Origin of the sequence: Nonlabens xiamenensis (assembly GCF_003865345.1) — a bacterium.
GTDB classification, from domain to species: Bacteria; Bacteroidota; Bacteroidia; order Flavobacteriales; family Flavobacteriaceae; genus Nonlabens; species Nonlabens xiamenensis.
The window spans coordinates 204,417-221,704 of the sequence record NZ_RMVE01000003.1 but is presented as its reverse complement, the minus strand read 5'-3'; the positions used below and the strand labels follow the sequence as shown (position 1 = coordinate 221,704).

The window sequence follows — 17,288 nt, the reverse complement described above, 5'->3', positions numbered from 1 at the left end:
ATTACATGATCGAGATGGTAATGAAGGAGGGATAATTCGATGAATAATCAATCCTTGTGAGCCATTTTCAACCAAGTTTAAAGATCTAGACTTTTCTAGATTTTCATCCTCCACCCATGTGGATCATCAGCGCGATTGTATTGAATATCCTTCAAAGCCTCTTTCAATGTCTTGGCATAAGGTTGATCCAATACGGGCAGTTCGCAGGTAAATTCCTCTGATTTAAAACCTTTGATTGGAACAATAACGGCTGCGGTTCCTGTACCAAAAATTTCTTTCAGCGAACCATCCTTGGCTCCTTCCACCAATTCGCTAACTGAAATGCGGCGTTCTTCCATTTTAATACCATGGTCCTTGGCCAATTGGATGATACTTCTTCGGGTTACTCCATTCAAAATTCTATCATTATGTGGCGCGGTGACCAAAGTGTCTCCAAAACGAACAAAAATATTCATGGTTCCAGCTTCTTCCAGATATTGGTGGCTGGCAGCGTCAGTCCATATGATTTGTTGGTAACCTTCCTCGAGGGCTAAATTATTTGGGTAAAAACTGGCAGCATAGTTACCTGCGGCTTTGGCATATCCTACGCCACCATCAGCTGCACGAGAGAATTGAGACGCAATAACTACTCTCACGTCTCCTGTGTAATAAGCAAAGGCCGGTGACATTACGATCATAAATTTATACTCTGTAGCAGGAGCTGCTGCGACGCCGTTTTCACTAGCGATCATAAAGGGTCTCAAATAAAGAGAGAGTCCTTCACCATACCTTACCCATTGCTCGTCCAATTGAATCAGCTTTTTCAAACCATCCATAAAAACCTCTTCTGGTACTTCAGGCATGGCCAATCTTTTGGCACTGGCGTTAAAACGCAACCAGTTGTCTTCAGGTCTAAACAGGAAGACATCCCCTGAGGCATCTTTAAAAGCTTTCATTCCTTCAAAAATGGCTTGACCATAGTGAAAGACCTTACAACTGGGCTCCACTTGTATAGGGCCATAAGGTTTAATTTGTACCTCTTGCCACCCACCATCACGCCAGGTGCATTCAAGCATATGGTCTGTAAAGGTTTTTCCAAAGGTCAATTGATCAAAGTTGATGCTATTGATTTTAGATGTTTTCACCTTTTCTATAACGATTTCGTGAGTGTTGGTCATGTTGTTTTAAAGTTTTTGCAAATATACTCGATTGAGCCATGCCTTGAAAGTGAACAAATCCTTAAATTTGCCACAAAACCAATTAACTATGAGAAGCTTATTATCAGTTTTGTTAGTAATGACCCTACTTACCTCTTGTAAAGAAGAAAATAAAGAGGAAGAAATGCCTGCTATTAACGATGAACAGGTAGAAGAAATAGCCTATATGAATTATGGGGCTGAATTGTCGGCAGATCCAGCCATGACCAGTTCAGAACTCGCTTCAAAATACGCGCAGATGAAAGAAGGGGATACACTTTCAGTGACCGTCAAAGGAACTATCGCCGACGTATGTCCTAATAAAGGTTGCTGGGTAAAGTTACCGGTAGGCCAAGACACTGCTTTCGTGAAGTTTAAAGACTATGCTTTCTTTTTACCAAAAAACGGTCAGGGAAAGGAAGTAGTGCTGGAAGGTGTTGCTTACAAATCAGTAACTCCGGTAGACGAATTAAAACATTATGCCGAGGATGCTGGTAAAAGTCAGGCTGAAATTGATGCCATTGATAAAGACAAAGTAACTTTAAGTTTTTTGGCCAACGGGGCTTTGGTAGAAAAGTTTGATAATCCTGATGTGAACGTTCCAGAATCGGAGATGGAGGATTAATGAAAAGAGAAATCATAACAACGGCAGATGGTTCCAAAACCATTCATATGCCACAGCTCAATGAGCAATATCATTCTAAACACGGCGCCTTGCAAGAGGCGCTTCATGTTTTTATACAAGAGGGTTTAGCGTATTTTATCAATCGACTAGCGGCAGAATCAGCTTCAGACAAGTCGGAATTGCACATACTGGAATATGGGCTAGGTACCGGACTCAATGCTATGCTTACTGCCCAATATGATACACCACAAACCATTCACTATACAGGTATTGAAGCTTTTCCAATTTCTGAGGAAGAGATGAAAGCCATGACCTACGGTGAGCTATTGGGAGATCAAATCCTCTATGAAAATGTTCATCAGGCATCTTGGGGTGAAAAGGTAGCAATCACAGAAAAATTCGTGCTCACCAAAATTCAAGCTACCTTCCAAGATATAGATTTTCAAGACACTTTTGATATTATTTACTTTGATGCTTTTGGCCCTCGTACCCAGCCGGAACTCTGGACCTTGCCTATTTTTGAGGTGGCCTATCGAGCATTGAAGCCCGGTGGTATTTTGACCACCTATTGCGCTGCGGGACAAGTCAGGCGCAATTTACAGGAAATAGGTTTTGCGGTAGAACGGCTTCCAGGACCTCCTGGAAAACGCGAAATGCTGCGTGGCACAAAAAAGTACTAATCCTCTACAATTACATATCGTTCAGCTGATTGGAGAAAAAAGTTCGAGCCGGAACATCTACAATTCATTATTCATAAGAAATGGAAAATTTCTGCACGGAAACTTCTTTAAGGCTTGTTCCTACAGGGATATTTTAATATAGACTTAGTATCAAACCATCAGATGAACATTACTTTTGCAACAAATCAAAATTTTTATGTCCCAAGAAGTACGAGCACAGGAGCCTAAAGCATTATGGAATCATTTTGCCGATTTAAATGCAGTGCCCAGGCCCTCCAAAAAAGAAGAAAGGGTTAGGAGATTTATGATGGATTTTGCCAGGAAACACCAACTTATGGTGCTGGAAGACACGATCGGAAACGTAATTATCAAAAAACCTGCAACGCCAGGTATGGAAGATCGTAAAGCTGTCATTCTTCAGTCCCACCTGGACATGGTGCACCAAAAAAATAACGACACAGATTTTGATTTTCTTTCCCAAGGTATCCAAATGGAGGTAGATGGAAATATTATCAAAGCCAAAGGAACAACATTGGGAGCCGATAATGGTATAGGTGTAGCCGCCATCATGGCTATTCTTTCCTCCACAGACATTGCTCATCCTGCCATTGAAGCATTGTTTACCATTGATGAAGAAACTGGAATGACAGGTGCCAAAGAATTGGATCCTACCATTTTAACCTCGAGCATATTATTGAACCTGGATACCGAAGAAGATGACGAAATCGATATAGGTTGTGCCGGTGGTGTGGATATTACCGCAACCCATACCTATTTGCTACAGGAATTGGATCAGGAATACATTTATAAAAAAATCACCGTCAAAGGATTGAAAGGTGGCCACAGTGGCATGGATATTATCAAAGGGTTAGGGAATGCCAATAAGATGGCTGCACGCCTACTGGATGCCATGCAGAAAAAAGGAGATGTTCACATCAGGGAATTCCAAGGAGGAAGTTTGCGCAATGCCATTCCGAGAGAAGCTGTGGTAACCATAGCTTTTAGAAAAAGTGAATCTGAGATCCTGCTGGAAGCCTATGAAAGCTGTAAACAAGCTATTTACAATGAATACAGAAGCTTGGAACCTCAGCTTAAAATTGATTTATCTGAGGGAGAAAGTGGAACAGTAGTGCCTGCCGGAGAGAGTCGTAATTTGGTTTTTGTTCTCTTGGGAATTCATAACGGAGTTTATCGAATGAGTCCGGATATACCCGGATTAGTAGAGACTTCAAACAATTTGGCCAGGGTTCAATTATATGGACCTGAATTAAAAATCGCTTGTTTGACAAGGTCCTCTGTAGATTCTTCAAAGGAGGACCTAGCCAGTAGTATCCTGGGAGTGATGAATCTTGCTGGCTTGGCCACAAGCCTAAGCGGCGATTATCCAGGATGGCAACCCAACGCAGAAAGTGAAGTACTGGATCTGGCCAAAAGAAAATACCAGGAAATGTTTGAAGAAAAGCCCAGAGTGGTGGCTTGTCACGCCGGCTTAGAGTGTGGTATTCTAGGAGAGCGTTATCCAGGTTTGGACATGATATCCTTTGGACCAAACATCAGAGGTGCTCACAGTCCTGATGAGCATGTAGAGATAAGTTCCGTCCAGAAATTCTGGAAATTTTTATTGGAAATACTAGAAGAAATTCCAGCGAATTGATGACAGTCTGAAAACGATAACTTTAAGCGTAAGTCCGACTCAAGTTATACGTTTGACCAACGAATCAATCCTTTTATTTCGGGAAATTAAATTTGATATCACCGCGCTGAAATGCCAGGTAATCTGAAGGAAACATTTTTTCCAACTTTTCGGATGCTGTCAATTCTTTGCGCTCAAAGAAATCGATCTGTCCTTGATGTATTGTCAAGATTTTATCGGATAAGGCAAGGGCCAGCTGTATTTCATGGGAGGCATAAATCATGCTTCGACCTGTTTCATGACAATATTCCCGCAGTTCAAACATTAAATCCGCTTTGTGGTTGATGTCCAGATGACTGGTAGGCTCGTCCATCAATAAATACTCTGTATCCTGCACCATCGCCCGAGCAATCAAAACACGCTGTAATTGTCCGTCGCTCAAGGTTCCCAATCGGCGGTCAAACAGGGACTCCAGATCAAAACTTTGCATCACCGCATGAATGCGCTCGTGATCCAGCGGTTGTAGCTTTCCCAAAAAATTAGTGTAGGGCGACCGGCTTAACTCTAGCAGCTCACGCACCTTTAGAAAGTAGGAGAAGTGCCGTTCAGTTAAAACAACGGCAATCTTTCTAGACCTTTCAGTGGGATTCCAATTATTGATGTCCAGACCTTCCAGCCTTATATTTCCGTTCAATAAATGGCTGCCATTATGTAAAGATCTCAATAGGGTGGATTTTCCCGCTCCGTTGGTTCCCAATATCGCAGTTAATTCCGCTTTCGCGAAAGCGGACTCACCTTCATGTCTTGCCACCACACAAGAACCGTAACCTACCTGAATGTTATCAATCGTCAGCATTAGAAATGAAGGTTTCTTTTTTTCATGATGAGCCAGATGACCACTGGAGCACCTAATAGAGAGGTTACCGCATTGATGGGCAAAGAGTAATTGGTCAATGGCAACTGACTGACCAAATCACAGACCAACAAAAGACAAGCACCCATCAACAAGGCTGTGGGTATTAACATACGGTGGTCTACCGTCGGTAATAGCAAGCGGGATAAATGTGGTACTGCTAAACCAATAAAGGCAATGGGACCGGCAAAGGCTGTTATTCCTCCCGCCAGCAAACTTGTGATCAGGATGATCATCCATCGGGTACGCTTTAAATTGATTCCTAGGCTCAAAGCATAGGATTCACCCAGTAATAGTGCGTTTAGTGGTTTAATAATCAACAAAATCAAGCCTAATCCAATGATGCTTATTCCAGCTAATATGGCTATTTCAGTCCATTGCATACCTCCAAGACTTCCCAGGGACCAAAAAACATATCGCTTCAATTGCTCACTACTGCTGAAATAACTAAGAATCCCCACTATAGCACTACTCAAACTTCCCATCATCAAACCTATAATTAATAATCCCATCGTATCCTTTATGCGAACCGAAATAAGAAGAATTAAAATAAGCACCCCTAAACTACCAAAAATGCTGGCAGCGATAATACCGGTTTCCGATAGACTGGATAAACCTATCATTCCAGCACCCATGATGACCAAAGCAACACCCAGTCCGGCTCCGCTGGAAATACCTAAAACAAAAGGACCAGCCAGTGGGTTCCTAAAAAGGGTTTGCATCAGTAAACCAGCCATGGATAAACCAGCGCCAGTAAGAATGGCCATGATCGCTCGTGGCAGCCTCAATTGCGTGATGATGAATCGGGTAGAGGCATCCACTTCATTTGCCTGACCAGACAGAATGTTCCAAAAATCAGCCAGAGGAATCTGCACCGTACCTAAACAGAGATCAGCCACAAAAAGTAGCAAGAGAAGTAAAACCAGTAAAAGAATTCGTGCTGACTTCAAGATTCTGGTTTATGGTTCTAAAGGATGAAAGAAATATAACTGGTGATCTAAATCCAATTCTGGATGTAAGATTTTTACCAAGTCTTTAAGCACAACATCGGGTTTCATATGCGCTTCTTCATAATAAGTAATACCACCTCTGGCGCCTTTGTTTAACGCAAAAGTATAGATCTTTTTTTCTTGAAACGCCTGAAATTGTGCATAGGCAGGTTGATCCTGTATCATGCTGCTGTAACTGGTGTATTGACCTGGTGCAATCCAAAAATCTGCCTTGCTAGCATCAGTCAACACTCGCTCTATATTATAGGCCAGAGAACCTTGCCCCTTAGTTTGTGCATAAACATAAGAACCACCAGCATCTTTTAAAATTTTTCCTTGCCATGAATTTCCGTAAGGCAAGTACCAAATTTCTTTCCAGCTAGCGCCGACCAATACTTTCGGCTGGTTTAAGTTTTCTACCTTTTTCAACGTATTTAAATAATCACGTTCTATTCGATCAAAAATCTGTTGAGCTTCTTTCTCTTTACCCAATAGCACACCAAAAACCTTGATCCATTCTGCTTTTCCCAAAGGATGTGACTCTGTCCAATCTCCATTATACAAGACTGGTATTCCCGCTCTTTGCAGTTGGTCGTAAGTGGGATTGTTACCGTCAATACCAAATCCCATCACCAGATCCGGATGTAAACTGATACTGCGTTCAACATTGATGGATTCATTGGCTCCCAGTTCCTCTACTTTTCCAGCTTCAATGAGTTGGCGAATGGCTGGCGAACTGATATAATCGGTCGTGGGGAATCCGATCAAGGATGCTGATTCATTCAACATCACCAGCGGCGGTATTTGTGTAGTAGAGGTAAGGATCAGCCGATTGATGGGTATTTCAATAGGTTGAGACACGTCAGGTTCAGGTACCAAGTTCCTACCAGAAAATCTTAAGTGGTATTGATAAGTGTCTTCAGCGCCAGGCCAGGGGTTTTTAACATTGATGATGTAACCGGTTTGGGTAGATTGGATTTGAAAACCCTTGGCATACTTTACCTTGATGTCCGAAGATTTTGATGTTTTACCAACATCAAGTTGCCCTTGCTTTTTGGGCTGATCGACGCAGCTGCAAATCAGCAACAATAAAAATAAGGTATACAATAGCCTTTTGACCATGGCCCAAAAATACCATATCCAAATGATATGATGGGAAGTTGGATGATAAGATGATCGGATTTTCACTGGTTCCAGTGAAAGCAAAATAATTTTAAGAAATTTACTCCTTCAAAATCTTTATTGTAATACATTCGCAGCGGAAAAAGGTTTTCGATGAAGCCATATTTTAAGATGATTACTCTTGGAATGATGGTGTATCGGGATTAAAAGGGAATCTAGTGTAATTCTAGAACTGTTCCCGCAACTGTAAACAAACTACCTGAAAGGTGGTCTTTGGTGGATAAGCCAAAGAGTAGATGCATGATGTCACTGGTATAATTCCGGGAAGGCGTAGCTACTTTGAAGTCAGGAGACCTGCCTATTTTCATACATTATCGTTCATCTCCGGGATAGGGATGTAAGCGTTTTTGTGGTAGGCAATATACCTTTTTCCAAGGTAGATTGATGAGTATGATGTGGCCACAATTTCCTTCCATTTTTTGCTCCGGGTTTTAAATCTGACTATGAAAAGAAAATTGATCGCAGTTTTGGCGGTACTTTATGGAGCATTTTACGGCTATGCTCAACAACAAAAGGATTCCATTCCTACCGCTCTGGAAGAAGTAGTGGTTCAGGCCTCTTCCAAATTTGACCTGAAAAGAAAAGACAGCGGGAAGCCAGTGATTAAAATCACTAGGGATGTCATAGCGAGTCAAAGTTCCGCGAGCCTCGCTGACTTGCTCAACCAATACGCTGGAATCGAAATCAACGGTGCGCGAAGTAATGCAGGACAAAATCTAGGCTATCTGGTCAGGGGAGGGAGTACCCGGCACACCGCCTTTTTGATCAATGGTGCCCAAGTTAACGATCCCAGTAATATCAGTAGCGAATTTGACTTAAGGTTGATTGATCTGGAGCAGATTGAAGAAATCGAAATACTAAAAGGCGCAGCCAGCACCTTGTATGGGGCAAATGCCAGTACCGCTGTTGTAAATATCAAGCTGCGGAATTCGCCCGCTGACGGAAACAAGTGGAGTTTATCTTCCTCTGTGGGGACAAATAAGGCAGCTGGAAGAGCTATCAATGGTATTGACGAATTCAATAACTCGATTCAAATGAGAGGAGCAGCTAAAAACGGGCTGACCTACGGATTGGGATTTAACCATACCAGTGTGGATGGTCTCAGTGCGGCAAGAAACGAGGACGGAGGCCAGGAATTTGACTCCGATCCATTCAACCGAGTGAATCTATTGGGACGGATCGGATATGACAACCACAAGGATTTTATGATTAATTCTTATTTGTCTTTTGATGAATTTGTTACTCATTTTGACCAGGGGGCCTTTGCTGATGCCGATAATGAAACCTATAATCGGCAATGGCGATGGGGCACAAATATGAATTGGAAATACTCGGCAAAAGCTGAGTTGGTTTATACTGATGTAAGCACTCACACACGTAGAGATACGAGAAGTAGTTTTCCTTCCATATTTAATGCAGACGGATACTCACTGGATCTTTATCATAAATATAGTTTTGAACTCTCCGATCAGATGCAATTAAAAACCATACTAGGTTTTAACTTTCGATCAGATCAATATGAAGATTTCAGTATTCCGTTTGGTAGTTCTGACTTTGAGCAAAATGCCGATAAAGATCAAGCCAACGCCCAAGTCTACGATCCCTATGCTAATGTGGTTTGGATCAGCGGATCAGGTTTGAATATAAATGCTGGCGCCAGATATAATGCGCATAGTAATTATGATGCCACCTGGGTGTATAATTTTAACCCTTCTTTCAGGTGGGAAAATACAAATCAGGTGTATAAGTTATACGCTAGCTACAGCACTGCTTATATTGTCCCTTCACTGTTTCAATTGTATGCTGCGGAATTCGGTAACGAAGATTTACAGCCCGAGGAGAACGCAACCCTGGAAGCTGGACTATCGGCAAGCATCGACCAGGCCAGTATTAGTGTTAGTTTATTCAGACGTTCAGAAAATCAACTGGTGCAGTTTGTAACCATCGATCCAGCTAATTTCATCTCAGCATACCAGAATGTGGATGAAGAACTTATCGCCAGAGGTATTGAAGTTGCAGCGCAGGCTCAGCTTTGGGACCGATGGGATATGATGGCTAATTATACTTTTACAGAGCGGGACAATGTTCCCCAGTTGATTAGGATTCCCAAACATAAGGTGAATGTGAGTATGGGTTATGATCTTCTGGAACAATTGCGTGTAAGGTTCCGATATCAGTATAATCACCAGCGAGCAGACGCTTATTTTGACAATACCACTTTTATGGCTCAACAGGTAGAACTGGATGCATTTCAATTGGTGGATCTTGACTTCACCTATAAGGTGCCAGTAAAAAACTTACAATTGTTCCTAGGGGTCAGCAATATTTTGGATGAGGATTATCAGGAACTAGCCGGTTTTCAGACCAGGGGGCGAAATTATAAAATGGGGGTGAGGTTAGGGCTATAGTACACACCCATTTTCGGTAAATATGCTACAGGTCGGCTAATCTACAGTTGAACATCCTACTTATTGTAAGAGAAAAACCAAGGCATGTTGCACGCGTTGTTTCCAGTATTTCTCACTGTGTTCATGACCTACAAATTTTCGGTACATCAATCGGGTGGAATCATATCCCTTTCTAGCAAACATCTGATTGACTTCTAGTTGGTAAGGTTCATATACTTTGTCCAGTGTCTTGGTGCCGTGATCAAAATAAATTTTATGTGTTTCTGCTGATGGGATGGCCGCTGGAAGAGCTTCCATAAAAGGCGCTCCTAACTCTGGAATAGGCCAATGTGTACTGAAACATCCTGCCCTACCAAATATGTCTGGGTATTTCATCATCGCATACAGTGAAATATGTGCTCCCATTGAAGCTCCCATGATTGCTGTATCTGCTGCTTTCTCTGAGACCTGGAAATTGTCATTGATAAAAGGCCTTAATTCTTGGGTTAGAAATTTGAGGTATTCATCACTGTACAAGCGGTCAAACCCTGAGTATTGCTTTAATTCCGCTTTCGCGAAAGCGGACTCCGTAACCTCAGCGGGAAACTTGGGCATGTATTCATTGAATCTTTTCTTACCATTGTTCCAAATCGCAACGACGATGGTGGGCTCAACTGCATTTTTTTGAAGCAAGGAATCCAGTTTTTCATCTACTTCCCAGGCGATTCCCGTATAACTTGTTTTGGCATTGAGCACATTTTGACCATCGTGTATATACAACACTTTGTAGTCCAGATTAGGTTGCGGATAGCCTTTGGGAAGCCATACCTCCACATTTCTTTGGTCCACATATTCGGATGGAAAATCATCAAAGTAGGCAATACTATCCTGCGCAATTGGTTGTATCGCATCAGGAGAGACTGTGATAGAGTAATCTTCAGAAGTGTTGTTGTTATTTGCCTTGTTTTGGCAACTGCTGAAAACACATAAGAATAGAAAAAGAAGGAGGAAATGCTTCATGAGTTGGAGTTAGTGTGGCCGTGGCGTTCCAAGGCATATTCCATCAATTCTTTTTTGCCTTGCAGGCCCAATTTATTAATGATATTCTTTCTGTGTTTATTAACGGTACTGACCGCTGTACCACGATCTGCCGCAATCTCCTGACTGGTCTTGCCTTTGGCAATGGCAACCAATATGTCTCTTTCACTGCGGGAAAGAATGTTTTTTTGCTCCTTAAATGTACGTATTTCCTTCAGTTCAAATTCCAATTGAGGATCAAAATAGGATTGACCTGCACAGACCTCCAAAATGGCTTGTTTAAGTTGGATCAAGGGGCTGCTTTTTAAAACATATCCATCTGCGCCTGCTGCAGACATATCGTCAATGGCACCCTGGTTGTCAAACATACTCAAGGCAATGACTTTGATATGGGGTTTTTCGGTCTTTATGCGGCGACAAAGTTCAACACCGTTGATTTCTGGCATGTTGATATCGGTCAGTACTACATCAGGTAGGGATTGTTCCAGTTGGTGGAGCAATTCCTTACCGTTGGTTACCTTAAATAACACACGCATGCTATCTTGCTGGTTAATAAATAATTCGAGGCCTTCACTTAAGGCAAGGTGATCGTCGGCTATGGCGATTGCAATCATATGGTTGGTATTTCTAGGTTGATAGTGGTGCCGTTTCCTGGCGAACTATCCACAAAAAACCTGCCATTTAGGCTTTCCACCTTCTTTTTAATGCTAGATAAGCCCATACCGTTCTTGAAATCAGTGGAATAATTAAAACCTTGACCATTGTCTTCTACCATAATATCCAATGACTGAGGACCGCCGGTAATACTGATACTGGCGTTTGTAGCCTTTGAATGTTTAATGATATTGTTCAGCAATTCTTGGATGACCCTGAAAAGAGTTAACTCTGTGCTATGTGCCAGTCGACCTTCCAGTCCATGATGCAAGACTTCTACTTCTAGTTGTTGACTTTGATTGATCTGGTGTGCCAATTCTTTAATGCTGTCTAACCATCCTTCTTCGCTGAGCACTCGACTGTGTTGGGTATGACTTAGGCGGCGCACTTTGGTATACACTTGATGGAGCATTTGTAATGCATGGGAAAGAGGTTGGACTTCCCGAGACGGATTTTTATCCAAGGCTGCTTCCAGGTGTAATCGAATTGTGGTGAGCGAATTACCAAGATCATCGTGCAAGTCACTGGCGATCTGAAGGCGCTCTTGCTCCTGGCCAGCGATCACGGCATCAATACTGGCTAATTCCTGATCCAGTAAAAGTTTTTTCTCTTTTTCCTGTTGGGCAACTTGTTGAGCTGCCATTACATTCTTTGTTTTAATGTGGTTTTGCACGAAAAAAACAACCAAGACTCCTGCCAGGGCTAAAACCGAAATCAAAAGATAGATCCTGGATTCATTTTTAGAGTTGACTGCCCTTAATTCTGCATTGAGTCGTTCCTGCTCCGCCGTGTCATACTTGGTTTGCAGTTCGGCGATATTCTTACTAATTTCTTCAGCCATGAGGGTATCGTTCATGGCCAGGTGATCATAGTAATAATTACTGGCTTCCTGATAATTACCCGCTTGGGCCAAAATATCAGCTTTATTTCTCTTTAATAAACTGATGAATTGCTTGTCTGACACTACTCGGCTAAGGTTTTCAGCTTCAGTTATATTGTTGATCGCCAGATCGTGTTGTCCCAAGGCCGCGCGTAACATAGCCATATTGTTCAATCGCTCGGCTATACTTAATGTATCTTTTAAAATACGACAGCGTTCTAAATTACGTTCGAAATAATATAAGGTAGAGTCATACCTGCCCTGAAAATAGTGTAGGGTACCTATATTATTTTCAATATCCAGTAATTCTTCCTCCAATTCATTATCCAGCGCTATTTTCTGCATTTGGTAGTTGAGCTGTAAGGCCAACTCATAATTTTCACCTACAATATCTTTATAAGATGATTCATAAATACATTTGATTTTCATGGAGGGGTCGTCTAATAACTTGGCAATACTACAGTTTTCTTGAACCAACGATTCTGCAGAGGTACTGAATTCAGATGCACCGTTGGCTATTCGCATCATATAATCATTGATTAGGTATAGCTGTGCTGTACTGAGGTGTTCTTTAAGTCCTTTGGCTTCCTGTAATCGCTCATAGGCTTCAATTAGCTCGTCTTCTCGGTATAAGATGATCCCTTCGGCTAACAGGTATTGACCCAGTGAAGATTTTTGGAGTTGACTCAGCTCGTACTTTTCTAAGGAGGTTTTGGCCAATTTGGTCTCGCCGCGTTCAAGCCAAACCAAAACGCTGTCCAATGACTCCTGCCCTTGAGTAAAGGAGCAGATCATACTGAACAGGAAGAAAAGAAATAGACGCAACATCTTTATTGAATGTAGGAATAAAACAAAGAAATAGAAAATACCACAATTCGTGAACAAAAGTGAATCAATTTTTTACATGATTTATACACTATTGTTTAATGTAGGAAGAATCAAGTATTCTTGTAACGCAGAATAATTAGTATTTTTGAGAGCAATGCTGGAAGCCTCAATCGCTCCCAAGATAAAACCAACATATTCATGAAATATTTCCAATATTTAGCTTGCGCTATAGCTTTATCATTAGTAGTTGCCTGTAATGATGGTCAGGAACCTGAACCTGTAGGTACTGAAGTTGAGCAGTCCGATGATTTTTCCTACCAGGTCACTGAATTTGCCGACATAGGCGTGTTGAGATACAAAATTCCAGGATGGGAAGAGTTGAACTTACAACAGCAAAAACTGGTCTATTATCTCACCCAGGCAGGCTTGAGTGGTCGTGATATCATCTGGGACCAAAACTATAGGCATAATCTCGCTATTAGACAAGGACTTGAAGCCATCTATCAAAAATATGAGGGTGACAAAGATGAAGATTCATGGAAGGCCTTTGAGACCTACCTGAATAGGATTTGGTTTGCCAATGGTATCCATCATCACTACAGTATGGACAAAATGAAACCTGAATTCAGTCGGGACTATTTTGTTCAATTGATGGACGCTACGGGCGTAGAAATCGAAGATGAGGTTTGGCAAGTGATGTTTAACGAAGAGGATGCCAAGAAAGTAGTTCTGGATAAAGACAAGGATATTGTATTGGCCAGTGCGGTCAATTTTTATGGTCCAGATGTAACTACTGAAGAGGCTTACCGCCATTATAAAAGCATGCCGGTAGATGCAGAAGAACCTGTTGAAATAGGCCTAAATTCCAGATTGATCAAAAAAGATGGAAAATTGGTTGATCAGGTTTACAAAAGTGGTGGGCTGTATGGTGAAGCTATAGATCGCATAATTTTTTGGCTAGAAAAAGCTCAATCTGTTGCAGAAACTCCGCAGCAAGCAAAAGCCTTAGGCTTATTGATTGAATATTATCAAACAGGCAGCCTTGAAACCTGGGATGAGTATGCCATCGCCTGGAGCACTAGTACGGAAGGAGCTGTAGATTGGATCAATGGATTTATTGAAGTATACAATGATCCTATAGCTTATAAAGGTAGCTATGAAACCATTGTTCAAATCAAAGATTTTGACATGTCAAGAAAAATGAATGTCTTGAGTGAAAACGCCCAATGGTTTGAGGACAATTCGCCTTTAATGGAGGAACATAAAAAGCCAAAGGTAACAGGAGTCAGTTATAAAACAGTAAATGTAGCTGGAGAAGCTGGTGACGCCAGTCCGGCAACCCCAATTGGTGTCAACCTTCCTAATAATGTCTGGATCAGGTCGGCTCATGGTAGTAAATCGGTCTCCTTAGGAAATATCATTGCTGCCTATGAAGAGGGTGGGAGCTCTGGGAAACTAGAGGAATTTGCGCATGATGAGACTGAGGTCGAACTCGAAAAAAAATACGGTGCTAAAGCTGATAAATTACACACCGCATTACACGAGGTAGTCGGACATGCCAGTGGTCAGATCAATCCTGGGGTGGGAACCCCCAAGGAAACTTTGGGTAGCTATAAGTCTACCATAGAAGAGGGACGTGCCGATTTATTCGGTCTTTACTACCTGATGGATCCAAAATTGGAAGAATTGGGATTGGTAGAAGATTGGAAAAAATACGGTATGGCTGCTTATGATGGCTATATCAGAAATGGTTTACTCTCCCAGTTGACCAGGCTAGAATTAGGTCAGGAGGTAGAAGAGGCTCATATGCGAAACCGACAGTGGGTAAGCGCCTGGGTTTATGAAAAAGGTAAGGAACAAAATGTGATAGAAAAGGTGACCAAAAACGATAAAACCTATTATGATATTAAAGATTATGACAAACTCAGAGAATTGTTTGGTCAATTACTTAGAGAGACCCAGCGCATTACTAGTGAAGGGGATTTTCAGGCAGCACAGGATCTTGTAGAGAATTACGGCGTCAAAGTCGATCCTGCCATCCACAAAGAAGTTCTTGATCGCAACAGCAAATTTAAAACTCCTGCTTACCGCGGATTTGTCAACCCAATGATCGTTCCAATGATGAAAGCGGATACGATAAGTTCATTCAATATAGAACAACCGGGAAGCTTTGCCGAACAAATGTTACATTATTCCACGGCATACGGTTTTCTGTCCAACTCAAATACACCTTAAGCATCGCTCAAAGTCTTATAAGGTCATTTAGCCAATAAGTAACCTTCTTATTTTGAGGATCAATTTTTTTTAGAGTGGCGTACTGTTTTGCATTTTTTGCATTCAGCGTGTCACTCTAATTTTTCACATGCCTTCTTCTTCATATTGAACATCACAGCATGTCCCAAGACTTCTGCATTGAAAATGTTGGTTTGGTTGGAATAGCAGGTACCCTCCTTATCAAAATTAAATCCATCTGGTTATTCCAACAGGTTGGGTAAATTGTACCGTAGCATTCCGCAGCAATGGTGGAACGGGCTATAAACAAGTGATGGGTAGTCCTTAATCTCCTATCCAACATATAATCAAGATTACATCTAAGGCTATTAAAGACAAAATAGTTGACCAGTTCCAACCTAGATAAACTTCCTGTGCCAGGCAAGACCTATAACAAAACCATAAAAAAGCCCCTATCATGCGATAGAGGCTAGTCTTGTATAGGATGCTTTTACATCAGTGGTGACCTGTCATATCCTCAGGGCGCACCCATTCGTCAAATTCTTCGGCGGTTAGATAGCCTAATGATGTGGCAGCTTCTTTTAGAGTTGTTCCTTCATTATGGGCCTTATTGGCGATTTCAGCTGCTTTGTAGTAACCAATTTTGGTATTGAGAGCAGTGACCAACATCAAGGAATTATCCAACAGCGATTTGATCTTATCGTGATTTGGTGTAATTCCTACAGCACAATTCTCATCAAAGCTTCTACAGGCATCACCCAGTAATCTAGCGCTTTCCAGGACGGCAGCTGCCATCACAGGCTTGAATACATTCAATTCAAAATGACCTTGCATTCCACCGACTGTAACCGTGGTGTCATTACCCATCACACGGGCACAAACCATGGTAATGGCTTCGGCCTGGGTAGGATTTACTTTACCTGGCATGATCGAGCTCCCAGGCTCATTGGCTGGTAGAATGAGTTCGCCAATCCCGCTACGCGGTCCGCTGGCCAGCATACGTATATCATGCGCGATTTTGTTAATACTAACTGCCAATTGCTTTAAGGCACCGTGGGTTTCGACCAAAGCGTCGTGAGCAGCCAAAGCTTCGAATTTGTTTTCAGCAGTTTGAAAGGCTAATCCAGTAAAGTCAGCTATATATTTTGCTACTTTGACGTCATAACCTTTTGGGGTATTCAGACCAGTACCTACTGCTGTTCCTCCCAGCGCCAGCTCACTAAGGTGAGATAAGGTGGCTTCTAAGGCAATGATTCCATGATCAAGTTGAGAAACATAACCGCTGAACTCCTGACCCAAGGTCAAAGGCGTAGCGTCCATCAAGTGGGTACGACCGATTTTTACTACATCAGTAAATTCCAAAGACTTTTCATGAAGTGTATTGCGCAATTGTTTGATACCCGGAATGGTATCCTCTACAATCATTTTATAGATGGCGATATGCATACCCGTCGGGAAAGTGTCGTTTGATGATTGTGACTTATTGACATCATCGTTGGGTTGTATAGTTTTTTCACCTTCTCCAATAGTTTTTCCAGCGATTTGATGGGCGCGATTGGCGATGACCTCGTTGACATTCATATTGGATTGAGTTCCAGAGCCGGTTTGCCAGATCACTAATGGGAATTGATCGTCATGTTTGCCTTCCAGGATTTCGTCACAGACTTGGGAGATCAGATCTCGTTTTTCAGCGCTCAATACCCCTAAGTCATGATTGGTATGTGCAGCCGCTTTTTTAAGGTAGGCAAAACCATATACGATTTCCAACGGCATGCTGGCGGCTGGGCCAATTTTGAAATTCAGGCGTGATCGCTGGGTTTGGGCTCCCCATAGTTTGTCTGCTGGAACTTCTACTGGTCCCATGGTATCTTTTTCTATCCTGAAATCCATAGTTTGTTTTGTTTGTACAAATATAAACTCCTACGTCTTCTGTAAAAAATACCACCTTAGATAAAATTGTTATAGTATGCGCTTTCGCGAAAGCGATACTCCCCAAAATTATTGTTCATCCATGTAATCAACATAAATTTGTGGATAAATGGTGAGTGTATATTTTATTTTTGGTTCAAAGC

At 41.9% G+C, this 17,288-nt stretch carries 13 protein-coding genes and 1 riboswitch; of the genes, 5 read left to right on the top strand and 8 right to left on the bottom strand.

Annotation, left to right across the window (positions count from 1 at the left end; all coding sequences use genetic code 11):
* Positions 1-95: 95 nt before the first annotated feature.
* The gene (locus tag EGM47_RS09440; protein WP_124980562.1) at positions 96-1,157 is read right to left on the bottom strand and encodes a branched-chain amino acid aminotransferase; all 1,062 of its coding nucleotides are present in this window, start codon (positions 1,155-1,157) and stop codon (positions 96-98) included.
* Positions 1,158-1,245: 88 nt separating this feature from the next.
* Here EGM47_RS09440 and EGM47_RS09435 point away from each other — a divergent pair, with 88 nt between their 5' ends.
* The 3 genes from EGM47_RS09435 to EGM47_RS09425 all read left to right on the top strand — a co-directional run bounded on the left by EGM47_RS09435 (position 1,246) and on the right by EGM47_RS09425 (position 4,134).
* The gene (locus EGM47_RS09435; RefSeq protein WP_124980561.1) at positions 1,246-1,800 is read left to right on the top strand and encodes a DUF4920 domain-containing protein; all 555 of its coding nucleotides are present in this window, start codon (positions 1,246-1,248) and stop codon (positions 1,798-1,800) included.
* Entirely contained in the window at positions 1,800-2,480 is a 681-nt protein-coding gene (gene mnmD, locus EGM47_RS09430; RefSeq protein WP_124980560.1) for a tRNA (5-methylaminomethyl-2-thiouridine)(34)-methyltransferase MnmD, read from the top strand. Before EGM47_RS09435 ends, mnmD begins: the two co-directional genes overlap by 1 nt.
* A gap of 196 nt (positions 2,481-2,676) precedes the next feature.
* On the top strand, positions 2,677-4,134 hold the full coding sequence (locus EGM47_RS09425) for an aminoacyl-histidine dipeptidase (RefSeq protein ID WP_124980559.1): 1,458 nt from the start codon (positions 2,677-2,679) through the stop codon (positions 4,132-4,134).
* A gap of 73 nt (positions 4,135-4,207) precedes the next feature.
* Here EGM47_RS09425 and EGM47_RS09420 read toward each other — a convergent pair whose 3' ends face one another.
* From EGM47_RS09420 to EGM47_RS09410, 3 genes are read right to left on the bottom strand one after another with little or no spacing between them, the layout of a single operon-like run.
* The gene (locus tag EGM47_RS09420; RefSeq protein WP_124980558.1) at positions 4,208-4,969 is read right to left on the bottom strand and encodes an ABC transporter ATP-binding protein; all 762 of its coding nucleotides are present in this window, start codon (positions 4,967-4,969) and stop codon (positions 4,208-4,210) included.
* The gene (locus EGM47_RS09415; protein ID WP_240642380.1) at positions 4,969-5,976 is read right to left on the bottom strand and encodes an iron ABC transporter permease; all 1,008 of its coding nucleotides are present in this window, start codon (positions 5,974-5,976) and stop codon (positions 4,969-4,971) included. Before EGM47_RS09415 ends, EGM47_RS09420 begins: the two co-directional genes overlap by 1 nt.
* A gap of 9 nt (positions 5,977-5,985) precedes the next feature.
* Entirely contained in the window at positions 5,986-7,137 is a 1,152-nt protein-coding gene (locus EGM47_RS09410; RefSeq protein ID WP_124980557.1) for an ABC transporter substrate-binding protein, read from the bottom strand.
* Between the two features lie 173 nt (positions 7,138-7,310).
* A riboswitch (cobalamin riboswitch) is annotated at positions 7,311-7,513 on the top strand.
* A gap of 127 nt (positions 7,514-7,640) precedes the next feature.
* On the opposite strand from EGM47_RS09410, the gene EGM47_RS09405 reads away from it, so the two are divergent.
* Positions 7,641-9,605 carry a TonB-dependent receptor plug domain-containing protein gene (locus EGM47_RS09405; protein ID WP_124980556.1) on the top strand — a complete coding sequence of 655 codons (1,965 nt, stop codon included), beginning with the start codon at positions 7,641-7,643 and terminating at the stop codon, positions 9,603-9,605.
* A 60-nt stretch (positions 9,606-9,665) separates the two neighbouring features.
* Here the strand turns inward: EGM47_RS09405 and EGM47_RS09400 are convergent, their stop codons facing one another.
* From EGM47_RS09400 to EGM47_RS09390, 3 genes are read right to left on the bottom strand one after another with little or no spacing between them, the layout of a single operon-like run.
* Positions 9,666-10,604 (bottom strand): alpha/beta hydrolase, encoded by a 939-nt coding sequence (locus EGM47_RS09400; protein ID WP_124980555.1) that lies wholly within the window; start codon positions 10,602-10,604, stop codon positions 9,666-9,668.
* The gene (locus tag EGM47_RS09395) at positions 10,601-11,236 is read right to left on the bottom strand and encodes a response regulator transcription factor (RefSeq protein WP_124980554.1); all 636 of its coding nucleotides are present in this window, start codon (positions 11,234-11,236) and stop codon (positions 10,601-10,603) included. The genes EGM47_RS09400 and EGM47_RS09395 overlap by 4 nt, the downstream gene beginning before the upstream one ends.
* Positions 11,233-12,984, bottom strand: coding sequence for an ATP-binding protein (locus EGM47_RS09390; RefSeq protein ID WP_124980553.1), 1,752 nt, complete (start codon positions 12,982-12,984; stop codon positions 11,233-11,235). The genes EGM47_RS09395 and EGM47_RS09390 overlap by 4 nt, the downstream gene beginning before the upstream one ends.
* Positions 12,985-13,182: 198 nt before the next feature.
* On the opposite strand from EGM47_RS09390, the gene EGM47_RS09385 reads away from it, so the two are divergent.
* Positions 13,183-15,219, top strand: a complete 2,037-nt coding sequence (locus EGM47_RS09385) for a dipeptidyl-peptidase 3 family protein (protein WP_124980552.1) — start codon at positions 13,183-13,185, stop codon at positions 15,217-15,219.
* Positions 15,220-15,711: 492 nt separating this feature from the next.
* On the opposite strand, the gene fumC is transcribed toward EGM47_RS09385, so the two are convergent.
* The gene (fumC, locus tag EGM47_RS09380) at positions 15,712-17,106 is read right to left on the bottom strand and encodes a class II fumarate hydratase (protein ID WP_124980551.1); all 1,395 of its coding nucleotides are present in this window, start codon (positions 17,104-17,106) and stop codon (positions 15,712-15,714) included.
* Between the last annotated feature and the right edge of the window lie 182 nt (positions 17,107-17,288).